General features: G+C 34.6%; 20 protein-coding genes. 4 read left to right on the top strand and 16 right to left on the bottom strand.

Translation table 11 applies throughout. The annotated features are described in order from the left end of the window. Positions 1-140 precede the first annotated feature (140 nt). The 3 genes from VI621_RS11280 to VI621_RS11270 all read left to right on the top strand — a co-directional run bounded on the left by VI621_RS11280 (position 141) and on the right by VI621_RS11270 (position 4,170). Complete coding sequence (locus VI621_RS11280) at positions 141-1,481, top strand: DEAD/DEAH box helicase (protein ID WP_324218491.1); 1,341 nt, start codon at positions 141-143, stop codon at positions 1,479-1,481. A gap of 170 nt (positions 1,482-1,651) precedes the next feature. Beyond that, a complete protein-coding gene (locus VI621_RS11275) occupies positions 1,652-3,565 on the top strand; it encodes a DUF294 nucleotidyltransferase-like domain-containing protein (protein WP_324218490.1) in 1,914 nt (637 codons plus the stop codon). 2 nt (positions 3,566-3,567) lie between these two features. After that, positions 3,568-4,170: a 3'-5' exonuclease gene (locus VI621_RS11270; protein WP_324218489.1), complete on the top strand. Its 603-nt coding sequence runs from the start codon at positions 3,568-3,570 to the stop codon at positions 4,168-4,170. Here the strand turns inward: VI621_RS11270 and VI621_RS11265 are convergent, their stop codons facing one another. From VI621_RS11265 to VI621_RS11190, 16 genes are all read right to left on the bottom strand, one after another. Continuing rightward, the gene (locus VI621_RS11265; RefSeq protein WP_324218488.1) at positions 4,171-4,656 is read right to left on the bottom strand and encodes a 4'-phosphopantetheinyl transferase superfamily protein; all 486 of its coding nucleotides are present in this window, start codon (positions 4,654-4,656) and stop codon (positions 4,171-4,173) included. It lies immediately after the preceding gene. Next, the gene (locus VI621_RS11260; RefSeq protein ID WP_324218487.1) at positions 4,653-4,907 is read right to left on the bottom strand and encodes an acyl carrier protein; all 255 of its coding nucleotides are present in this window, start codon (positions 4,905-4,907) and stop codon (positions 4,653-4,655) included. Before VI621_RS11260 ends, VI621_RS11265 begins: the two co-directional genes overlap by 4 nt. 3 nt (positions 4,908-4,910) lie before the next feature. Further along, a complete protein-coding gene (locus tag VI621_RS11255) occupies positions 4,911-6,182 on the bottom strand; it encodes a beta-ketoacyl-[acyl-carrier-protein] synthase family protein (RefSeq protein WP_324218486.1) in 1,272 nt (423 codons plus the stop codon). Next, positions 6,183-6,617, bottom strand: coding sequence for a 3-hydroxyacyl-ACP dehydratase FabZ family protein (locus VI621_RS11250; protein ID WP_324218485.1), 435 nt, complete (start codon positions 6,615-6,617; stop codon positions 6,183-6,185). It lies immediately after the preceding gene. Between the two features lie 8 nt (positions 6,618-6,625). Continuing rightward, positions 6,626-7,420 carry an enoyl-ACP reductase FabI gene (locus VI621_RS11245; RefSeq protein ID WP_324218484.1) on the bottom strand — a complete coding sequence of 265 codons (795 nt, stop codon included), beginning with the start codon at positions 7,418-7,420 and terminating at the stop codon, positions 6,626-6,628. 8 nt (positions 7,421-7,428) lie between these two features. Next, positions 7,429-8,481: a type III polyketide synthase gene (locus VI621_RS11240; protein WP_324218538.1), complete on the bottom strand. Its 1,053-nt coding sequence runs from the start codon at positions 8,479-8,481 to the stop codon at positions 7,429-7,431. Beyond that, positions 8,478-9,191, bottom strand: coding sequence for a methyltransferase domain-containing protein (locus tag VI621_RS11235; protein ID WP_324218483.1), 714 nt, complete (start codon positions 9,189-9,191; stop codon positions 8,478-8,480). The genes VI621_RS11240 and VI621_RS11235 overlap by 4 nt, the downstream gene beginning before the upstream one ends. A gap of 8 nt (positions 9,192-9,199) precedes the next feature. After that, positions 9,200-10,324: an NAD(P)/FAD-dependent oxidoreductase gene (locus tag VI621_RS11230; protein WP_324218482.1), complete on the bottom strand. Its 1,125-nt coding sequence runs from the start codon at positions 10,322-10,324 to the stop codon at positions 9,200-9,202. 259 nt (positions 10,325-10,583) lie between these two features. Beyond that, on the bottom strand, positions 10,584-12,491 hold the full coding sequence (acs, locus tag VI621_RS11225; RefSeq protein WP_324218481.1) for an acetate--CoA ligase: 1,908 nt from the start codon (positions 12,489-12,491) through the stop codon (positions 10,584-10,586). A 24-nt stretch (positions 12,492-12,515) separates the two neighbouring features. Then, positions 12,516-14,417 carry an acetate--CoA ligase gene (locus VI621_RS11220; RefSeq protein ID WP_324218480.1) on the bottom strand — a complete coding sequence of 634 codons (1,902 nt, stop codon included), beginning with the start codon at positions 14,415-14,417 and terminating at the stop codon, positions 12,516-12,518. A gap of 17 nt (positions 14,418-14,434) precedes the next feature. After that, positions 14,435-14,797, bottom strand: a complete 363-nt coding sequence (locus tag VI621_RS11215) for a response regulator (protein WP_324218479.1) — start codon at positions 14,795-14,797, stop codon at positions 14,435-14,437. 2 nt (positions 14,798-14,799) lie between these two features. After that, positions 14,800-17,505, bottom strand: a complete 2,706-nt coding sequence (locus VI621_RS11210) for a sensor histidine kinase (protein ID WP_324218478.1) — start codon at positions 17,503-17,505, stop codon at positions 14,800-14,802. 254 nt (positions 17,506-17,759) lie between these two features. Further along, positions 17,760-17,987 carry a DUF6814 family protein gene (locus VI621_RS11205; RefSeq protein WP_324218477.1) on the bottom strand — a complete coding sequence of 76 codons (228 nt, stop codon included), beginning with the start codon at positions 17,985-17,987 and terminating at the stop codon, positions 17,760-17,762. A gap of 12 nt (positions 17,988-17,999) precedes the next feature. After that, positions 18,000-19,535, bottom strand: coding sequence for an MFS transporter (locus VI621_RS11200; RefSeq protein WP_324218476.1), 1,536 nt, complete (start codon positions 19,533-19,535; stop codon positions 18,000-18,002). A 20-nt stretch (positions 19,536-19,555) separates the two neighbouring features. Next, positions 19,556-20,794 carry a hypothetical protein gene (locus VI621_RS11195; protein ID WP_324218475.1) on the bottom strand — a complete coding sequence of 413 codons (1,239 nt, stop codon included), beginning with the start codon at positions 20,792-20,794 and terminating at the stop codon, positions 19,556-19,558. Positions 20,795-20,903: 109 nt separating this feature from the next. Beyond that, positions 20,904-21,323, bottom strand: a complete 420-nt coding sequence (locus tag VI621_RS11190) for an IS1/IS1595 family N-terminal zinc-binding domain-containing protein (RefSeq protein WP_324218474.1) — start codon at positions 21,321-21,323, stop codon at positions 20,904-20,906. A 241-nt stretch (positions 21,324-21,564) separates the two neighbouring features. Here VI621_RS11190 and VI621_RS11185 point away from each other — a divergent pair, with 241 nt between their 5' ends. Continuing rightward, on the top strand, positions 21,565-22,170 hold the full coding sequence (locus VI621_RS11185) for a flavin reductase family protein (protein WP_324218473.1): 606 nt from the start codon (positions 21,565-21,567) through the stop codon (positions 22,168-22,170). The last annotated feature ends 46 nt before the right edge of the window (positions 22,171-22,216 follow it).

Raw genomic sequence — 22,216 nt, 5'->3', positions numbered from 1 at the left:
TAATAAACAGAAAAATACTTACAGAAACACATTAAAATCGTAATCTATTATAAATCAACTATATATAACAAATAAGTTAAATATTACAACTTGATTATTTTTAAGGCAAAAGACTGTTTATCTTTGTCAAAATTAATTTTATGTCAAAACAATTCTCCGCCTTAGGAATTTCAGAACCAATACTAAAAAGCTTAACCGATATGAAGATTTCTGTTCCAACAGAGATCCAAGAAAAATCAATTCCAATTTTATTGACAAAAACCGATGATTTTGTTGGTTTAGCTAAAACCGGAACTGGAAAAACAGCTGCCTTTGGATTGCCTTTATTACAATTAATTGATTTAGATAATAAAAATATCCAAGCAATAATATTAGTTCCGACTAGAGAATTAGGGCACCAAATTTTTAGTAATATGGAAACATATGCTAAATATTTACCTGAAATTTCCATAGCGGCAACTTGCGGAGGAATTCCTATCAAACCACAAATAGAGCGTTTATCAAACCCTACACATATTGTCATTGCAACACCTGGGCGTTTGATTGATTTAATCAAACGAAATACAATAAACGTTAAACAAGCCAAGTATTTGGTTCTTGATGAAGCTGACGAAATGGTCACTGCATTAAAAGAAGGTTTAGACGAAATCATAGCTGAATTACCTAAAAACAGAAGAACGTTGTTGTTTTCTGCAACCATGCCTGGCACTATAAAGCAATTAGTGCAAAAGTACATGTCTAAACATGTAACACAAGTTAGTGCCGATATGAAAACCGTAGGTAACCTGGGTATTGATCACCAATATATAGTGGTAGATCCGATAGAAAAACTGGATGTCCTGATGCATTTTCTAACATCAAAAGAAGGAGAACGTGGTATTATTTTTTGCAAAACTAAAGCTGCAGTCAATAAATTAGCAAAGAATTTGGCAATAAACCGGTTTTCTTCAGGTGCTTTACACGGCAGTTTGACACAACCCATTCGTGATAGAATAATGGAGCAATTTCGTGAAGGGCATATTAATATATTAGTAGCCACCGATTTAGCTGCAAGAGGAATTGATGTAAAAGAAATTTCTTATGTGGTCAATTACCATTTACCGGACGTTTATGAAGCCTATGTTCACAGAAGCGGTAGGACTGCCAGAGCAGGAGCAAAGGGACTTTCATTGACTGTTTTACAAAAAGAGGAAGCGGGAGAATTAGCTGATTTTGAAAAAGAATTGGGAATCAAATTCACAGAATTCAAAAAACCGGATGCCAACAGTATCGAAGAAAATAATACTTTTTTATGGGCAAAGCAAATTTTCAAAACGAAACCCAATCATGAAGTTTCGCCAATTTTGAAGGATAAAATTAAAACTGTTTTTCATCATCTGACCAAAGATGAATTGATAGAAAAAATGTTAGCCAGTTATTTATTGCAAAATAAAAATGAAGCGATTTCAAAAACGGAAACTACAGTTAAAAAGAAAAGATAGTCTGTTGATGATTAATCCTAAAAAATAATTGATTTATCCGTTTTTCAAACTAGAGATTATTTGAACTATAATTTATATTATGTAAAATAGAATATTTTAAATCCCACTATCCTTGTATTTTTTCATAATAAAGTATATTTTTACAATACATTACTATTTTCCTATAGCTTATGAATACTATCGCTGCTCGCATCGCCGATTTTCTTAAAGAATACCAGCCGTTTCTTAATTTATCCTATGAGGAATTGATGGAAATTGCCAAGAGCATCCGTGTAGTAAATTTGGAAAAAAATAAAACCTTATTTCAAATTGATGATCTGCTTCATGATTGTTTTTATGTTGTTGCTTCTGGTACAATAAATTTATCAGTTATTGCAGATGCTGAGGAAACTTTACTGAATAAATGCCAAGTTGGAGATATTTTTGGTTTACGACCATTTTTTGCAAAAAACAATTACATGATGACGGCAAAAGCTCGGGAAGAAAGTATTTTATATGCTATTCCTATAGTTGCTTTTAAACCTTTTGTAGCCCAAAATTCGGAAGTTTTGAACTTTCTATTGGAAAGTTTTGCAACCAATACAAGAAATCCTACGGATAAAGAAAATCGAGGAAAATTTATTTCCGATAATATTGTTTATGGCGATAAACAGTCAGAAATTCATTATTTTCAATCTTTATCATACAATAAAGCACCGTTAAAAACCATAGCATCAACAATTATAAAAGATGTTGCGCAACTCATGACCGACAATCTCATGAATAGTATTATTGTCACAGAACAAAATATCCCGATTGGAATCGTAACGGATACCGATTTGCGTACTAAAATTGCTACCGGACGTTTCCCTATAACGGATACAATTGATAAAGTGATGTCTTCACCGGTTATTACTGTAGAACAGAACACATCGTTGCCAGAGGCGCAATTATTAATGCTAAAATATAATATTACTCATTTGTGCGTTACAGAAGATGGTTCTGATAAATCTGAAATTAAAGGAGTTATTTCTGAACATGATTTAATTGTCGCTCAATCCAACAATCCGGGTGTTTTGATAAAAGAAATCAAACGCTCACTGAATGCAAAAGATTTAAAATCAGTTAGAGAAAAATTATCGGAACTTATTCAAAATTCAATTTCAAAGAATATTCCACTTCCTCACATTTTTAACATTTCAGGAGAAATCACTTCAGCAATTGTAAAGCGTGCTGTTGAATTAGCCATTTTAGAAATGGGCTCACCTCCTGCTCGATTTGCTTGGTTGTGTATTGGAAGCCAAGGTAGAAAAGAACAATTATTGCTCGCCGATCAAGACAGTTTCTTAGTTTTTGAAGATGTTGCTGCTGATAAATACCGTGATGTAAAAGATTATTTTTTGAAATTAGCCAAAAAAGTAACTGCTACTTTAGAAAAAGTCGGTTATGAATTGTGCCCTTTTGGAAATATGGCAAGCAATATGTCTTGGTGTAAATCACTGACAGACTGGACAAAACAATACAATACCTGGATGAACACTCCAGGTGAAAATACAGATGAAATCGCTGGTATTTTCTTTGATTATGAAATTGCTTTTGGAGAAATTCAATTGGAAGAAGCACTGACAGATGCAATTTTTAAAAACGTCAAAAACAATCAATTATTTTTTGACTATTTAGGAAATGATGCCCTTAAGAAACCACCTCCATTAAGCTTTTTTAAGAAATTTAATGTAGAAGAAGAAGGTCGCAACAAAGATAAATTCGATATTAAAACCCGAGCTTTATTGCCGTTGATTGATGGTGCACGTTTATTTACGCTCAGTCATAATATAAAAGGAATCAATAATACGTATTTAAGATTTAAGCAATTAGCTATGGTAGAGCCTAAATTTTCTGAAATTTATCTCAGTTGTGCAGAATCATTTCTGACTTTATCAAAATTCAGGACTTTAGAAGGATTAAAAAATGATAATTCCGGGCAATTTATCAATTTAGAAGAATTATCAAAACCTGATAAAGAGAAACTTAAAAGCTGTTTTGCTCCAATAAAAGAGCTTGAAGAATTAATAAAAGACACGTTTCAACTTACACATTTTTCTTAGTTATGCTAGACTGGCTAAAAAATATTAACAAAGAATACCCGGAATTTTGGAAAGAATATCTTGCAAAATTTGAATCCAAATCCAAATTAAAACGATTTGTGATTTTGAGTATAGAAACCTCTGGTTTAAATCCGGTGAAAGATGTAATTTTATCTTTTGGATTAGTTGCTGTTGTCAATGATAACGTTATTATTAATGACAGTTTCGATATCGCTTTACTACAATATAAATACCTTCATGATAACGGACTTTCTAATGAGTTTTTAATAGAAAGTAAACAAGAAAAATTAGCTGAACCTCAAGCTATACAAGCATTAATAGAGTATATTGGAAATGCGGTTTTAGTGGGACATCGTATTGATTTTGATGTCGATATGATTAATGAAGCATTAGAAAAAATGCATTGTGGAAGATTAAAAAACGAAGCTTTGGACATTGAAATCATGTATAAAAAATGGAAAGACAGCAATGACAAAGCATTTTCATTAGATGAATTGTGTTCTGAGTTTAAAATTGCAAAAAGCGACAGACACACTTCCTCTGAAGATGCATACAATATCGCCCTACTTTTTTTGAAATTAAAATCGAGATTGGGAATACATTAGTTAAATCATAACCTTCATTTCAAATCTTCCGTGATGACTTATTGAAATAGGTTTTAAATTCTGACTTTTTTCATCGTAAACACTTGGAATTCCATTGTGTTTTTCAACTTTAATTCCATTATCAATCACAATTATTTTATTAAAGTCTTCTGATTTTGTAACTGCAATGGTGTGAATATAATCATCTGATATTTCCGTTTTTACAAAATAAGTGTGCTTGTTGTAAATGACTTTTCCAATTGATAAATGCGTATTAGAACAAACCAATTGTATAGGATTATAAACCCGAATTTGAGTTTGACGATTGTAGATTTTATAAGCTGCTTCTTTTCTGCTCCACAAATTCCAAACCATATCTTCTGAATTCGAAGATTTAAAAATCAACAATTGTTCTTCTTTAGTAAAGATTTTATCTAAAAAACCTTTACGTTGCCAATTGCTTTCTTTTCGGGCTAAAGCCAAATCTACAATGTCATTGCCTATCACTTTTGGGATAATTTGGTTTCGATAATTTCCATTGCGGACTTTACATCAAGCATGCGTTCCATCGATTGGTTATCGATTTCGATATCAAAAACTTCCTCTACATCTAAAATCACATCGACTAAATTGGCTGAGTTTATCTTTAAATCATTAATAAAATCAGTGTTTTCCGTAAGATTATCAAATGCTTCCTGATTCTTAATATACGGTTTGACAATAGCTTTCAATTTCTCGATTGTTTCTTCTTTGTTCATAGTTTATTTATATTTTTTTAAAATTACGCATCCATTTACATCACCAAAACCAAAACTGGCTTTCGCAACAATATTCAATTCTTTTTCAATCAATTGCTGTGGAATTCGTGAAGCATCGATTATAGCGGTAATTTCAGGATGCAAATCTTCGCAATTGATATTCGGAAAAATAAATCCGTGATGCAACTGCAATACTGAAGCTACGCTTTCGATGCTTCCGGCTGCCGACAAACAATGTCCAACCATTGATTTTGCCCCATTTATATAAGGAAAGTCAATTCCTTTTCTGCCCAAAGCTTCACTCCAATTTTTAATTTCGAGACTGTCTTTCGAAGTGGCTGTCAAATGTCCATTAACGGTATCGATGTCATTTGGATGAATTCCCGCATTTTCTATAGCATTTTTGATACAATTCTGCACCGCAACAGGATTTGGAGCTGTCATACTTCCCTGTCCGCGTTGTCCTCCGGAATTTATGTTTCCGCCAAGAACTTCCGCGTAAATTCTGGCTCCTCGGGCCAAAGCAGTTTCTAAATCCTCTATTATTAAAGCTCCTGCTCCGGCTCCAGGCACAAATCCTGATGCAGTTGCACTCATTGGCCTTGAACCTTGTTGAGGACTTTCATTGTGTCTGAATGTACATACTTTCATTGCATCAAACCCACCCCAGATATAAGGCCCGGAATCGGTTGTGCTACCGACTAACATGCGTTTGGCGTGACCTAATTTTATTCTTTCGTAAGCCATCAGAATACTTTCTGTTCCTGTTGTGCAGGCAGAAGAATTGGTTGTAACCTGATTCCCTAATCCTAATTTTCCTCCTAAATAGGCACTCACGCCGCTGCTCATCGTTTGTGCGACAGCAGTGCTTCCTAATCTACGGGTTTGAAAATCGTCAATTTTATAAATGCTCTCTCGAAATTTTTCAATTCCTGATGTTCCGGTTCCAAAAATAGTTCCACTGTCCCAATCCGGCTCATCGTTGATTTCCATTGATAATCCGGCATCTTTCCAGGCATCTATCCCTGCAATTACACCGTATAAAATCCCTGAAGAATTAAAATTTCGAAGTTCTAATTCTGAAAAATATTGCAATGATAATTCTGTCGAAATTTCAGGTTTCCCAGCAATTTGACAGGAAAATTGTAACCTTTCTAATTCAGGATCATGCTTTATTCCGGAAATTCCGTTTTTGATGGCATTAGTAAACGCATCAAGCCCTACTCCATTAGAAGCAACAACACCAAGACCTGTTATGACTACTCTTTTTTCCATTTATTTTGAAGTTATCATTCCTGCAATTGTTCCTGAGCAAACTTCCTCGCCCATTTCATTTTTCATGCTCACTTTACATTTTAATTTGCCAAATCTAAAGTAAATTTTTTCTGAAATCACCGTTACTTTTTCATTTGGAAAAACAGGTCTTAAAAATTCAATTTCATTTGATGTTAATGCAATTGTACTATTTTTATTAAAGGAATCATTTAGCAAATAAATCCCCAAACAAACCAATCCTATTTGTGCCATAACTTCGGTTAAAATTACGCCGGGAGTAACTGGCATTTCCTTAAAATGACCTTTATAAAAATCCAGATTTTCATCAAAAGTATAAATTCCTTCTACTCCATTTTCATCTATTTGCAGTAATTCATCCACAAACAAAAATGGTTTGGAATACGGTAATTTTGATATGATTTGTTCCTTATCCATTTTATAAATTAACTAATACGTTCGCCGCCATCAACTGGAATTATTGCACCATTAATCCATGAAGCCTCGTCTTTACATAATAAATAAACCACATTGGCAACATCTTCAGGCGTTGTTAATCGTTTGAACGGGTTTCTTTTTTCTGAATAGTTAATGATTTTATCACTATTGGGTATCATTTGCAACGATTGTGTATTGGTAACCCCAGCCTGAATACAATTGGAACGAATTCCGAATGGTGCAAATTCTAAAGCGATATTTCTGGAAATAGCTTCCAAAGCTGCTTTTGCAGCCGAAACTGCCCCGTAATAAGGCATTGCTTTGGTATTTCCTTCACTTGTAAATGAAATAATCCGGGCATCTTTTGCAAATAAATTGTCTTTAAAAATTGATTTTGTCCAATCGTATAAACTAATTGCCATGGCTTGCAATGTAATTTGGAAATCGTCGGTAGACAATGGAGTTTCGGTTTTGCTTGCCATTGGTTTTAAATTTCCTTTGGCAATACTATGAACTAAACAACGAATACTTCCTTTTTCTCCTATTTTATTTTTGATTTCTGAAATAACTTCAGCAATTTTATCTTTGTTAATGGCATCTGTATTAAAACTCAAAAATTCAATTCCGTTGGATCTTATTACATCAAAATCTGATTGAATAGCTTCCATTTCGGAACGCGGATTCCTGTGGATAATGCAGATGTTCATTCCGTGTTGTGCTAATTTTTTGGCAGAAGCCAACCCTAACCCACTGCTTCCGCCGAGAATAATTGCCCAATAATCAGTATTTTGAAATTCTTTCATTGTCTATTTTAAAATTGCAATAAAACTCTTTGTGCCGAAAATCCTGGTCCAAAACTCAACATTAAACCTTTCTCTCCTTTTTCGGGCCTATTGTTCATGAACCGCTCGAGAACATACAAAACAGTAGCGCTCGACATGTTTCCGTACAATTTTAAAACTTCTTTGGTATCGTCTATGTTTTTTCCTAAATCAGAAAATAAATCTTCAACGGTTTGAACAATTTTTTTACCACCAGGATGAAAAATCAAATGGTCTATATCCTCAATTTTCAAATTATTTTTTTCTAAAAATGGATGAATAATATCGGGGAAATGTGATGCAATAGTTTCCGGAACTTCAATATCCAAAATCATTTGCAACCCGGAATTCGTAAGTTTGAAACCCATCATGTGGATGTTATCATAAAAATGATACATTTCCTCTGCTATAATTTCAGGACCTTCATCATTTTCGTGAGAAGAAAGCAATACACATGCGGCTCCATCGCCAAAAATTGCGGCACTAACTATGTTTGCCATCGAAAAATCATCCAATTGAAACGTTGCCGTCGGGCTTTCAACTGCGATTACAGCGGCTCTTTTTCCGGGATTGGCCTGTAAGAAATTTTTAGCGTAAATAATTCCTGAAATTCCTGCGGCACAGCCCATTTCGGTTACCGGAAGCCTTATAATATCCTGACGCAATTTGAGTTTATTGATCAAATAAGCATCCAGGGACGGAATCATAATTCCAGTGCAGCTTACTGTAATGATATAATCTAAATCTTCGGGATTCCATTGTGCTTTTTGCAAGGCGCTTCCAAGTACTTTTTCACCCAAATCAATTACTTCTCGGATGTAAATATCGTTTCTTTCTTCAAAAGAAGTATTGGTGAACACTTCGATTGGATCCATGATCGAATATCTTTTGTCTACTGCTGCGCCTTCGAAAATCTTCTTCACTTTTCGGATAAAACGTTCGTCTTGCCCGATGAGCCAGGCATCTAGAAATGGAATAATTTCTTCGGTTGATCTGGAATATTTTGGTAACTGTTTTGTAACGGCTTTTATTTTTACACTCATATTTTTGAAATTATCCATTGGTAACGGAATGCCCATTTCCATTGGACTGTATAATTTTTAATATTTAATTTTTCTGAAAAATGAATCAGTTCTTCTTTTTTAAAACCTCTTAAAATCGAAGTTAATCCATCTTCTCTTGGCATTTCACTCAATTGAAACACAAAACATAATGCCTGAAATAATCGATAGGCTATTCTATTTCTATGTAAATCATTAATTACAATACCAATACTGGCCTGAGTATTAAAAATAGACATTAATTTAATAATTTCATCGTTTTTAAAATGATGCAATGTTAATGTACATAGTACAATATCATACTTTAAATCTTCAAAAGGTTTATCAAAAATATCTTCACATCGATAGCTTATATTTGAGTATTTTGTTGATAATTCCTGCGCATGGTTAATGGTGAAATTATTGGCATCAATTCCTATTAATTGAAGTTTTAAATTGTTCTTCAATCCATATTCTGCAATCGTTCGCAACATATCACCATTACCGCAACCTACATCAAAAATCGTGATTTCTGTTGACTTTGGAACAGTTGCAATCAAATCCTGAACGCCTTGTAAAGTTAATTGGTTTCCGCCTAAAAGGCGATTTATTTTGGCAATTTTATCCAAAGCATCAAGCAAGATTTCGCCTTTCATGGAAAAATCATCCATGATTTCTGGCTTATTGGTTCTGTATCTGGTATTTAGAAACATTAATGATTTTAGATTATAGGTTTTCCGTGGGTTTTCTTTATGATTTTGGGTAATAAAAACGGGAATTTACTCAATATATTTAACAGTTGTTCAGAAAGATTTTGTTTTTGTAAAAGTGAACTTAAAATTCGGCCCGTTTTTACCCGATTTTTGAAGTTTTTATTCCACTCCAAGATATATTTTTCTTCCAATGCTTTCCTTGAACTGATTTCTTTATTAAAGTATTTCTCTATTAATTCGGAAGCAATTTTTGCGCTGTGAATAGCCATTGCCATTCCGTTGCCGCATAAAGGATGGATTAAACCGGCAGTATCGCCGATCATCAGTATGTGGTTTTCGACAGCTTCTTTATTCTCGAAACAAATTTGGCTTATCGTTAAAGGTTTATCGAAAAGCAAAGTGCTATTTTTGAATATTTCTTTCAGATGTGGATTTTTGAAAACTACATTTTCCTGATAATTTTCAATGTTTTTATATTTCTGAAAAGTTTTGTAATCGGCTAAATAGCAAATATTAATAGCATCGTTTTCTACTTTTGAAACTCCGCAATAGCCGCCTTTAAAATTATGCAACCCAACGACATCATCTGGAAAATCTCCTGAATAATGAGCTTTTACAGCCAGCCAAGGCGATTTTTTCTGTATAAAATTGCGATATAATTTTTGGTCAATATTAGACCGTTTTCCAAAAGCGCCAATTACAATTTCTGATTTTAAAACGTTATTATTAGAAGTAGTTACTGTAAACTGATTGTCTTCAAAAACAACAGTTTCAACCGTTTCCTGGATGATTTTACAACCATTGGCAATTGCTTTTTTATATAAAAATTCATCCAACGTATATCGGCTGATTCCAAATCCGCCAAGAGGTAAATTACCGTTAATTACCTTTCCGTTGACGGTTGAAAATACAATTTTGGTTATGTTTTTTGGGTGCAATTCTGCCAGATTTATATCTAATTGTTTTAGATAAGGCAAAACTTCATTGGAAATATATTCGCCGCAAACTTTGTGTTTTGGAAACTCATTTTTTTCTAACAACGTAACATCACGCCCGATTTTGGACAAATGAATAGCAGCGGTTAATCCCGCTAAACCACCACCGATAATAAGTACTTCGTCAATTTTATTCATAGGGAAGTAAATTTATGAAATTGGCTTGAGAATAGTGCAGTTTTTTTTCGTTAAAAACTTACATAATTATATGCTTATTTATAGATAAAAAAGAGGCTATGTGATTTATTATTTGGTTTATACTTTAAATCAAATGATAAGTTACTTAGCCCCGATTATAGTGGAAATCTTTTTTGTTCGCCTTTTGGCGGACAAAAAAATTGAAGCGGAAAGCGGGAACATGATTTCTAAATGTGCCCAAACTTTTCGCTCCAAATAATTATAATTTTCCGTCTTTTATTTCCTCGACAATTTCAGGATTTAATAGTGTTGATGTGTCTCCAAAATTAGAAAAATCACCTTCTGCTATTTTTCTTAAGATTCTGCGCATGATTTTTCCGGAACGCGTTTTAGGTAATCCAGATACAAACTGAATTTTATCCAACTTGGCAATAGGACCAATATGATCAGCAACATGTTGGTTGATTTCTTTACTTAGATTTTCACGATCACGATATTCGCCGGTTTCTTTTAGAATCACGAAACCATACAAAGCATTTCCTTTAATATCATGCGGAAACCCAACAATGGCGCTTTCGGCCACTGCGGGATGCTCGTTTATGGCATCTTCAATTGGCGCCGTTCCAAGATTATGCCCGGAAACAATTACGACATCATCAACACGACCTGTAATTCTGTAATAGCCTACTTCATCACGTAAAGCACCGTCGCCAGTGAAATATTTTCCTGGAAAAGCTGAAAAATAAGTGTCTTTATAACGTTGATGGTCGCCCCAAATGGTTCTGGCAATTCCAGGCCAAGGGAACTTGATGCATAAACTCCCCGTAACCTGATTTCCTTCAATTTCATTTCGTTTTTCATCCATCAAGACGGGTTGAATTCCGGGTAATGGTAATGAGGCATAGGTTGGTTTTGTTGGTGTTACGAATGGAATTGGCGAAATCATGATACCGCCGGTTTCGGTTTGCCACCAAGTATCAACTACTGGGCAACGCTTCCCTCCTACGTGGTCGTTATACCAGTGCCATGCTTCTTCATTGATTGGCTCACCTACGGATCCGATTACTTTTAAGGTTTCTAATTGAAATTTTCGCACATATTCTAAACTTTCTTTTGCCAAAGCGCGGATGGCTGTTGGGGCCGTATAAAATTGGGTTACTTTGTGTTTTTCGATGGTTTCCCAAAAACGGCTGAAATCCGGATACGATGGAACGCCTTCGAAAATTACGGTCGTTGCGCCATTCAATAATGGGCCATAAAGAATATAGGAATGTCCGGTAATCCAACCAATATCGGCAGTACACCAAAAAATATCATTCTCTTCATAATTGAATACATTCTTGAAAGTATAAGCGGAATAAACCATATAACCTGCTGTTGTATGTACCATTCCTTTTGGTTTTCCGGTTGAACCGGAAGTGTATAAAATGAACAAAGGATCTTCGGCATCCATGATTTCTGCAACACAATTGTCTGAAGCCGAATCCAAAAGCGGTTGTAACCATTGGTCACGTCCAGTTTTCATATTTACCGAAGTATTGGTTCTTTTGGCCACTAAAACTTTTTCGACACAAGGACATTTTTCTAAGGCTTCGTCAATAATTCCTTTTAAATCAATAGATTTATTTCCACGATAACCACCATCGGAAGTGATGACCATTTTGCAATCGCTGTCATTTATTCTAGTTGCCACGGCTGATGATGAAAAACCGGCAAAAACTACCGAATGGATTGCTCCGATTCTGGCGCAAGCCAAAACCGCAACCGCTAATTCCGGAATCATCGGCAAATAGATACAAACCCGATCTCCTTTTTTGATCCCTTGTTCCCGAAGTACATTGGCCATTTTTGAAACGCGGACATATAATTCGTTATATGAAATGTGTTGTGCCTCTTCATTCGGATCATTGGGTTCAAAAATGATGGCCGTTTTATTCCCTCGTCTTGCTAAATGCCTGTCAATACAGTTTTTAACGATATTTACTTTTGCATCGGTAAACCATTTTATTTTGGCTTCAGCCATATCAAACTCCATTACTTTGTCCCATTGTTGGTACCAGGTAAAGTTTTCTTCTGCAATTTTGCCCCAAAACTTCCTTGGTTCGCGAACTGATTTGTTGTAATGTTTGAAGTATTGTTCTAAACTGTCAATTTTATAGTAACTCATAATTATTTATAAATTTATATATTCTTATTTTAGGTTATAAACCCCTATTTCATATTTCGTTAAAACTTCTCTGATTTCCTCTATAATGCTTTCGTCATCTATAGTTGAAGGGATTTGAAAGTTATCACCATCTGCAATACTACGCATTAGTTTTCGGAGAATTTTTCCGGAGCGCGTTTTTGGTAATCGTTGCACGATGACTACATTTCGTAAGGAAGCAACAGCTCCAATCTGTTGGCGTACCAATTGAACAATTTCCTGTTCCAATTGGAAATGTTCCATCGTTTCTCCTAATTTTATTACTACCAAAGCTAAAGGAATTTGCCCTTTTAATGCATCATTGATTCCTATTACAGCACATTCGGCAACCGAATTATGTGAAGCTACAATTTCTTCCATTTCGGCGGTGGAAAGGCGATGTCCGGCAACATTAATGACATCGTCTACTCTACCGGTTATAAAAATATAATCATCTTCATCTTTGAAACCTCCGTCACCGGAGAAATAATATCCGGGATATTTTTGCAAATAACCCGCTTTAAATCGTGGAGTATCATTCCATATATCAAGCATAGTTCCCGGAGGCAATGGCAATTTGATGACCACATACCCTTCTTCTTTTGGTCCTAATTCGGTTCCATTTTCTCCAAAAATTTTAATATCGTATCCACATACCGCTTTGCCTACTGAACCTGGTTTTATCGGCGCATATTCAATTCCCATCATATTGGCAATCATAGGCCAGCCTGATTCGGTTTGCCACCAATGATCGATTGTCGGAATGGGAATATGTTGTTGGTACCATTCTAAGGTAGCTACATCACAGCGTTCTCCTGCTAAAAACTGAATTTTAAGCGAACTTAAATCGTATTTTTTTATGAAATCTCCATTTGGATCTTCTTTTTTAATGGCACGAATGGCAGTTGGCGCCGTGAACATCACATTAACTTTGTGTTCTTCAATAATCCTCCAAAACGTACTGGCATCAGGTGTTCTGACAGGTTTTCCTTCAAAAATTATCGTTGTGTTTCTATTTAATAGCGGACCATACAAAATATAACTGTGCCCCACTGCCCAACCCATATCGGAAGCAGCCCAAAAAGTTTCGCCTTCTTTTACATCATAAATATATTTCATCGAGAATTTTAAAGCAACAGCATGACCGCCCGTATCTCTGACAATTCCTTTAGGTTTTCCGGTAGTTCCCGACGTATATAAAATGTATAATGGATGAGTTGAATTTAAAGGAACGCAGGGAGTTTCTTCTGAACCATAAACTAAAGCATCGTAATCGACATCATACTTTTTGAAAGGAATTCTTGCTCCCAGTTTTCTGTTGAAAACAACTACTTTTTTAGGTTTATGAGAAGCCAATTCAATTGCTTCATCCACTAAAGGTTTGTAGGCAATTAAACGGTCTATTTCAATTCCTGATGAAGCTGTTAATATAGCTCTGGGTTTACAATCGTCAATCCTAATCGCCAATTCATGTGGCGCAAATCCGCCAAAAACAACGGAATGGGTTACTCCTATTCTCGCGCAAGCCAACATGGCAAAAGCAGTTTGCGGAATCATTGGCATATAAATTATTGCCGTGTCGCCTTTTTTTAAACCTAAGGATAGTAATCCGCCAGCAAGTTTAGCTACTTCGGTTTTGGCTTCATTGAAAGTGTAATTTTTTATGGTCTGGGTAACTGGAGAATCATAAATAAAAGCGATTTGATCTCCATAACCGTCTTGAATATGCTTGTCTAAAGTCAGATAACAGATATTCAGTTCACCATCTTTGAACCAATTTGGATAACCGTTTTCATCTTTGGACAAGATAACTCCAGGTTTATTATACCATTCGATGGCATTGGCTTGTTCTTTCCAAAACTCTTCGGGCTGGTTGATGCTTTTTTCGTAGAAATCTTTATAATTCATGATATTGTAGGTCTAAATTATTGAATTAATTCATTTACTTGTTCCACTAATTTTTTGATGGAAAAAGGCTTGATTACATACAAATCAGCCCCTAATGAAAGTCCTTTTTCGATATCTTTTTCTTTGTTTTTTGCCGAAAGGAATAAGACTTTGCAATGTTGCAATCGTTCGTCTTCTTTTATTTGTTCCAAGGTGGCAAAACCATCCACCATAGGCATCATGACATCCAGAATGATAATATCCGGAAGTTGATTTTTTAAAATATCCAGCGCTTCTTGTCCGTCACGAGCAATAAAAACTTCAAAATTGTTCTTTTTGAAAGTATATTCCAATGCCATTACAATGTTTGGCTCATCGTCTACGATTAAAATTTTCTTCATTTTTAAAGGTTTTCAGTTGTATTATAATTGGGCAAGGTAAAGGTAAAAGTCGCTCCGTTTCCTTCCGTACTTTCCACCCATATTTTTCCTTTGTGATGTTCAATAATTTGTTTGCAAATCGCTAAACCCAAACCGCTTCCAATTGGTTTTTTTACGTTTTGATTTCGGGATTGATAGAATTTATCAAAAATAGCTTCAAAATCTTCTTCTTTAATTCCTTGGCCGTTGTTGTGAATTTTTACTTTCACTGCATTATTTTTTTCTATGATTGCAATAGAAATTTTTCCATTTGTTTGAGGACAGAATTTAATAGCATTCGACAATAAATTATGAATCACCTGAATAATTCGTTCTTCATCATAAAAGGCTTTTATTTCTTTGGAAGCATCCGAAAATTCTACAGTAATCCCTTTGTTTTTAATGAGTTGTTTTACTGAATCTAAAGTGTTTTCTATCGTCTTTGAAATGTTGTTTTTAGAAAGATAAATCTTTTGTTTACCGGTTTCGAATTTTTCTAAATCTAGAATTTTATCTATCAGACGGTTTAATCTATCGGATTCTGAAATGATATTTTGCAAAAACTGTTTTCTTAAATCTGCAGGAATGTCTTCGTCATCATGAAGAATTTCGCTGGCTGCCCGAATGGCGGTAATGGGTGTTCGTAATTCATGTGTAACGGTATCGAGAAACTCATCTTTTTGAATGTCTTTATTCACTAATTCCTGATTGGCATTTTTTAGCTGTTCGGATATTTTCTTTAATTCGTTCGAGGTTTCAGTTAATTTCTTGTTTACGATGATATTTTCTTTTGATTCTTCGAGGATTCGCAATACTTCCGTTAAGGTAATTTTGTCTTCTTTGACTACGCTGGATATCAAAATTTTGGCGGAAGCCGTACCAATATGTCCCGTCAATAAATTCTCTGCAAACTTGATAAATCGGGCATCAGCTGTTGTTATATCTTTATCGATATTGTATTTTAAATTAAAAATGTTCAAAGCGCGTTTTGTTCTTTCTTCTCCTAAAAAACGCTGTAAAACCCTTTGAATGTCTGATATATAAGCAGTTCCTTTCCATACAAAGGCATTTTCGTGATTGGTGATGTATTTATCGATATCAACAAACATTTCGGCATAATTGCGTTCTCTGTAATTCCCTTTGAAACTCACAGAAACGGCAAAATAACTCATAATATTAAAGAACAAACTCCAAAACACGGCATGCGGAATAGGGTCCAAATAATCCAGTCCAAAAAGCTGAAGGGGCTTCAGTAATTCAATTCCCCATGGACCTTCCTGAATAAAAAGACTGGTTGATTCAGAAATCCCAATAGCATACGGAACCAAAAGCGTATAAAAACAAATTAAAAAGCCAAGAATAATCCCAGTGACAGCGCCTTTTTTAGAACCTCTTCTCCAGAATAAGGCACCAAAAAAGGAAGGGGCTAATTGGGCAATAACTACAAAAGAAACCAATCCGATGGAAACCAAAGAATAATCTAATATAAAAATTCGGTATATGGCATAAGCCAGTATAATAAGTGAAAAAATCCCTATTTTCCGGCTATTTACAATCCTTTTACTATTTTTTTTCTGTGAAGAATTTTGAAGCGAACCAATAAAACCATACGGAATCAGTAAATTGTTGCTCAACATGGTTGACAAGGCAATAGATGATACGATGATCATGGATATTGCAGCCGAAAATCCACCCAGAAAGACCAAAACAGTCAGGAAATTATTGTCAAAGAACTGTGGAATCAGTAATGAATAAGTATCCGAGTTTAATCCTTTGCCTTCGAAAAGAATATTTCCACCCCAGGCAATTGGGAAAACAAAAACATTAAAAAGCAACAAATACAACGGAAACAACCACATGGCGGTTCGAATATGCGTTTCTTTATTGTTCTCTACAATAGCCGTATGAAATTGTCTCGGCAAAAGAAAAATAGCAAACATGGACAAGACGCAAAGAAAAAACCAGTTGATTCCGCTTGTGATATCGCCAATGGTATTCTTCTTGTCAAAATTTTCAAGAACCGAAGCTTTGGTATAAATATCTCCAAAACCATCATAAACAAAATAGGTTACATAAACTCCAATGATTATAAAGAAAACGAGCTTCAATATTGATTCAATAGCAACAGCGGTTACAATTCCGCGCCTTTTTTCAGAAGCATCTACATATTTTGTTCCATAATAAGAGGCAAATAAGGCCAATGCAATACAAACATAAGTTGTGGTATCTGTAAAAACATTAGAACTCGATTGCGTTTTGGTAACAATATGAAACGTGTCTGAAATGGATTTTAATTGTAATGCTATATAAGGTAAAATTCCAAAAACACAAACTAATGTAACTAATGCACCCAGGAATCGGCTGTTTCCATATCGTAAAGAAATAAAATCGGCAATGCTGGAAATTTTATTGACTCTCGAAATTCTGATAATTCTCTTCAGGATCACCATCCAGGTTGGAATGATTATAATGGGTCCCAAATAAATCGGGAAATAACTTAAACCCGAATCCGCTGCAACTCCAATACTACCGTAATAGGTCCAGGCGGTACAATATACTGCTAATGAAAAAGAATAAATATATGGATTGTTCGTCCATTTTGAATGGCTTCTTTTTTCGGACCAATGCGCGATGTAAAAAAGAATAGATACATATACAACCAAAATCAATAAAAGACCAATGCTACTCATAGTATCTTTTTATGATTAGGTAGGTCATGGCTATAGAAAATAACCATGCCGAAAATATATATATATATATTATTGGCAATCCAAAAAGGGGTTTCGAACTATCAAATAATAGCAAAAGCGGAATATTCAACGCTAATAATATTAGCATTGAAAGGATAACCAACTTTTGTTCGTGTCTTTTTTTCATATCGAAATAAAAATACACAATCCCTCCTATATAAAGGCAGAGATTGTATATTTTTTAATTGGGGTTACTATTTTTTTGAATGATCGTATTCGCCCATTAAGGAATAATAACCAAAGGTTCCTAGTCCTAAAACAATCAATGGAGTAAGCACAAAAAGTATGATTATTCCAAATACTAAATCCTCTTGTTTGCCAGATACAAATTTTGGCAATCCAAATTCGAAGATGCAAAAATAGGCTGCAGCGATTGCTAACGCTATCCAAACCATTCCTAAAGCTCTTTTTAACTGATCCATAATTATATATTTTTAGATGTGTTTATTATTCTTTGTATTATCAATATAAATCATTCCAATCACAAAACATATTGAAGTAATAACTATTGGATACCAAAGTCCCTCAAGATAGAATTCGTTTTGTCCTGCATCTTTCGCATGGGTTACAAAATAGGTGGAAATCGCCGGAAGTAATCCCCCAAAAATTCCGTTTCCTACGTGATAAGGCAATGACATCGATGTATATCTGATTTTTACAGGGAACATTTCTACAAGGAATGCAGCAATTGGTCCATAAACCATGGTTACAAACAAGACCTGAACAAATATTAAAAATATCAATGACCATTGATCACTCGTGTTGATATTGATGGTTGTTTTGGTTTCTGCTTTCGCTTTTCCATCAACAATTATCGCTTTTCCGTTTACTAAAGATACCGTTTTTACTTGTAATGAAGTGGTTCCATCAGTATATTCTTTGGTGGTTGTGTAAATGGAATCCTGGGTTTGTTTTTTATTTTCTTTTAATACGGCTACCAGTTTTGTTTTTTCAACAATTTCTGATTTATTTGCCACATTAGTAGTTTCGTACATGCTTTTGTAAATAGGTCTGTAAAGTAAAATGGCCAACAACATTCCGCCCATCATGATGTATTTCCTTCCTACTTTATCACTTAACCATCCAAAAAGAATGAAAAAAGGAGTTCCGAGTATTAATGCGATTCCTAATAAAGTATCCACTTGAGATGACTCGATTGACATTACTGTTTTCATAAAACTCATCGCGTAAAATTGCCCGGTATACCAAACGACCCCTTGTCCCATGGTAGCTCCAAATAAAGCCAATAAGACAAATTTTAAATTGTAACGATTTCCGAAACTTTCTTTTAATGGATTGGTACTTGTTTTTCCTTCCGCTTTAGCTTTTGCAAAAACAGGTGATTCATCCATATTTTTTCTAATCAAATAAGAAACTCCTACCATGATGATTGAAACCCAAAATGGCACTCTCCATCCCCACTCATCAAATTGTTCAGGAGTAAGAACATTTCTTGTGGCCAAAATAACCATTAATGAAATAAACAAACCTACTGTTGCCGTGGTTTGAATCCATGAAGTCCAATAACCTCTTTGACCAACCGGAGCATGTTCCGCTACATAAGTTGCAGCTCCTCCGTATTCTCCACCCAGCGCAAGACCTTGAAGTAATCGAAGTACCAATACTAATAATGGTGCCATAAAACCAATGGTTTCGTAACTTGGAATACAACCAATCAAAAAAGTGGCCCCACCCATTAATAATAAAGTAACCATGAAGGTGTACTTTCTTCCAATTAAATCACCTAATCTTCCAAAGAAAAGGGCTCCAAATGGGCGAACCACAAAACCGGCAGCAAAGGTTGCCAGTGTGGATAAAAACGCTGCTGTTGGATTTTCTGATGGAAAGAATTTAGTAGATATTACAACGGCTAAACTTCCGAAAATATAGAAATCATACCATTCAATCATTGTTCCCATGGAGGATGCGGAAATAACTTTCCAAATTCCTTTTGTAGATTTATTACTCATATTTCTTAAATTTTAAATTATTAAAGATAAATCATTGCTTGTAACGTAACAGTATTTACAGCTTTATTTGTTGCATATTTTAAGGTTTGATATTCTAAAGTTAATTTAGAATGATGTCCGTTAAAAAAAGCATTTGCTCCTATCCCAAATTGCGTAGCTTTGTCATTTAAAGCATCAATCTTTCTATCATCGAAAGATAAATAAGGTTGAAAACGGGTTTTTGATTTCCCCGGAAGCATATAACCCAAATGCGCATGAAGCATTGAACCGGTTTCATACGTAGTCCCAAGTCTAAAATCTTTTCCGTAATCCGCACTTTGAAACAAAGCATAAGCGGTAAGTGCAGAACCTTTAGTACCCACCGGCACATCATAAAAGGCATCAACTCCAAAAATCGACACGCTTTCTCCACTTAAATCACCCACATTATCAGCAATTACAGCTCCATTTGGATGCATGAAAAAACCAGCACCAACATTGAAAACTTTTTTAGTTCCTAAATAACTGCCCACTTTGTAAGGCAAAAAATTACTTTCCGCATCTAAAAAGCCGTATTCAAAGTAACCTGCAAATGTTTTACCGGCCTCTTTAGAACCCAATAATCTTCTGCCGGTATAAGTTGCTGCACCGTTATTTACTGGAACAACAGTTGCCTGCAAATTATTGGTTGATGCCTCATTAATAGCCACGCGATATTGGAATTTTCCTAAAGAACCTTTGGCATAAACACCAATATGTCTGGCAAATTGGTCTGACAAACCTAAAGTAGCCCAAGATTGTCTTTGATTATCCAAAGTCATGATGTTTAAGGTGCTTGAATTATTCATACGGGAAATCCCATTCCAATAATGCAATCCACCTCCAATAGCATTGTTTTTACCTAAACTGTATTGTGCCCAGACATCATGCAAAAATAATTGGGAACCTTCTCCGGTTCCGGTTGGACTTAAAGAATTCGCATTCAGACTATTTAATCCAAAATGAGTTAGGATTAAAAAGTCTTTGTTGATTTGTGCATACATCAAAATACGGGCTCTCCTTACACTAAAATCTAAATCAGCCTGTTCTTTACCACTCGCATCCAAAGGGCGATCGGAATTATATTGGGTCCAAAACTGCGCCCAGGAAATTATTCTAAGATATTTTGAACCATCATCGTTCAAATTGAATTTCATTCCGGCGCCATAATCCGGCGAGCCCTGTGAAAATCCTTTTAGAGATAAAAGCAGAAGTCCTGCCATTAAATAAATTTTCTTCATAAATAAATCAAAATTGTAGGTTAGTAAAATGGTTGGTTTTAACGGAGCCAAATTCTAATTTTTTATTTAAGAAAAAAATAATGATATATATATATGTAAACTACTATAGTTAATCTTTAAATCGCTCCCATTTTATGAGCATAAACTTATCACCAAGCTCGGTGATAATCATGCCTGCACCAGAAAGTGATTCTTTATTTTTTAAGTATTCAACCAACTCTAAATGATTAAAAATCTTGTAAGTAGGATGATAATTGGCATGGGATGGTTTTTTAATCTTAAAGGCCTTCACCCAATTGCTTACGGTAACATGCGAAACCCCGAGGATACGCTCAATTTCTCGATAGCTCAATCCTTCTAAATACAACTGCAAAGCCTTGGTGACATAATAATCGTCTATCTTTTTCCCTATTTTATTAACAGTGAAAAAATAATTGCATTTTTTACATAAATACCTTTGTTTATTATTAATCACACCACTTTTTATGATGTGAGTGTCTTGGCATTTTGGACAGGATAAAATCTCCATATATATAAATTTTGCATAAATATAGTAAATTAGCATTTATATAAAAATGAATTCAATAAAAAAATTGGTTGAAATTTATGGAGTGCTCAATTTTATTGGATAAATATTATATTCTAATTAAAAGAAATGATTTAATCACAAATTGGTTTTCTAAAATAAATAAAGATTATTAAAGCGTTTTTAATACTTTTCATACTAGATATTGATAATTTTTTTATTTTATTTGTAATAAACAATTACAATGCAATTCGATCCTCAGGAAATTGATCAAAAATCCATCTATAAATTGCTGACTGGCGCCGTAATTCCAAGACCTATTGGCTGGATTTCAAGTATTAGCGAGGAAGGTATTCTTAATTTAGCCCCTTTTTCATTTTTCAATGCAGTTGGTGACGATCCGCCGCATGTCATGTTTTCAACTGTTCGTACGAATGACTCCAATAAAGACACACTAAACAATGTTTTGGCAACCAAGCAATTTGTGGTCAATATGGTGACCGAAGAATTAGTCGAAAAAATGAATATCACCTCGCAGCCCATTCCTTCGGATGAAAGCGAATTTGATTTGGCCGGTTTAACGCCTAGCGCTTCTATAAAAGTAAAACCTCCAAGAGTAAAAGAAAGTCCAATTACAATGGAATGTGAATTGGTGCATCATTATACTTTGGAAAATCACAAATTTGGCGGTGCTACAATTATTATTGGTAAAGTTGTCATGTTTCATGTGGATGAAAGCGTATTGTTAGACGATTTTAAAATCAATCTCGAAACCTACAAACCAGTAGCACGTTTAGCGGGTTCCAATTATTCAAAATTAGGAGAGATTTTCTCGATTAAAAGAAATTAATATTTATGCACTTTTTCAGGGTTTGAAATACTGAAAGGGTTATTAC

The sequence above is a fragment of the Flavobacterium sp. genome, from assembly GCF_035292545.1.
Taxonomy (GTDB): Bacteria; Bacteroidota; Bacteroidia; order Flavobacteriales; family Flavobacteriaceae; genus Flavobacterium.
Note: the sequence above shows the minus strand (reverse complement) of the source record. Positions and strands in the feature narration are given on the sequence as shown.

What these genes read in the sequence shown, in the direction of transcription:
- VI621_RS11280 (WP_324218491.1), top strand. Translation starts at nt 141, where the DNA reads ATGTCAAAACAATTCTCCGCCTTAGGAATTTCAGAACCAATACTAAAA.
- VI621_RS11275 (WP_324218490.1), top strand. Translation starts at nt 1,652, where the DNA reads ATGAATACTATCGCTGCTCGCATCGCCGATTTTCTTAAAGAATACCAG.
- VI621_RS11270 (WP_324218489.1), top strand. Translation starts at nt 3,568, where the DNA reads ATGCTAGACTGGCTAAAAAATATTAACAAAGAATACCCGGAATTTTGG.
- VI621_RS11260 (WP_324218487.1), bottom strand. Translation starts at nt 4,907, where the DNA reads ATGAACAAAGAAGAAACAATCGAGAAATTGAAAGCTATTGTCAAACCG.
- VI621_RS11255 (WP_324218486.1), bottom strand. Translation starts at nt 6,182, where the DNA reads ATGGAAAAAAGAGTAGTCATAACAGGTCTTGGTGTTGTTGCTTCTAAT.
- VI621_RS11250 (WP_324218485.1), bottom strand. Translation starts at nt 6,617, where the DNA reads ATGGATAAGGAACAAATCATATCAAAATTACCGTATTCCAAACCATTT.
- VI621_RS11245 (WP_324218484.1), bottom strand. Translation starts at nt 7,420, where the DNA reads ATGAAAGAATTTCAAAATACTGATTATTGGGCAATTATTCTCGGCGGA.
- VI621_RS11240 (WP_324218538.1), bottom strand. Translation starts at nt 8,481, where the DNA reads ATGAGTGTAAAAATAAAAGCCGTTACAAAACAGTTACCAAAATATTCC.
- VI621_RS11235 (WP_324218483.1), bottom strand. Translation starts at nt 9,191, where the DNA reads ATGTTTCTAAATACCAGATACAGAACCAATAAGCCAGAAATCATGGAT.
- VI621_RS11230 (WP_324218482.1), bottom strand. Translation starts at nt 10,324, where the DNA reads ATGAATAAAATTGACGAAGTACTTATTATCGGTGGTGGTTTAGCGGGA.
- acs (WP_324218481.1), bottom strand. Translation starts at nt 12,491, where the DNA reads ATGAGTTACTATAAAATTGACAGTTTAGAACAATACTTCAAACATTAC.
- VI621_RS11220 (WP_324218480.1), bottom strand. Translation starts at nt 14,417, where the DNA reads ATGAATTATAAAGATTTCTACGAAAAAAGCATCAACCAGCCCGAAGAG.
- VI621_RS11215 (WP_324218479.1), bottom strand. Translation starts at nt 14,797, where the DNA reads ATGAAGAAAATTTTAATCGTAGACGATGAGCCAAACATTGTAATGGCA.
- VI621_RS11210 (WP_324218478.1), bottom strand. Translation starts at nt 17,505, where the DNA reads ATGAGTAGCATTGGTCTTTTATTGATTTTGGTTGTATATGTATCTATT.
- VI621_RS11205 (WP_324218477.1), bottom strand. Translation starts at nt 17,987, where the DNA reads ATGGATCAGTTAAAAAGAGCTTTAGGAATGGTTTGGATAGCGTTAGCA.
- VI621_RS11200 (WP_324218476.1), bottom strand. Translation starts at nt 19,535, where the DNA reads ATGAGTAATAAATCTACAAAAGGAATTTGGAAAGTTATTTCCGCATCC.
- VI621_RS11195 (WP_324218475.1), bottom strand. Translation starts at nt 20,794, where the DNA reads ATGAAGAAAATTTATTTAATGGCAGGACTTCTGCTTTTATCTCTAAAA.
- VI621_RS11190 (WP_324218474.1), bottom strand. Translation starts at nt 21,323, where the DNA reads ATGGAGATTTTATCCTGTCCAAAATGCCAAGACACTCACATCATAAAA.
- VI621_RS11185 (WP_324218473.1), top strand. Translation starts at nt 21,565, where the DNA reads ATGCAATTCGATCCTCAGGAAATTGATCAAAAATCCATCTATAAATTG.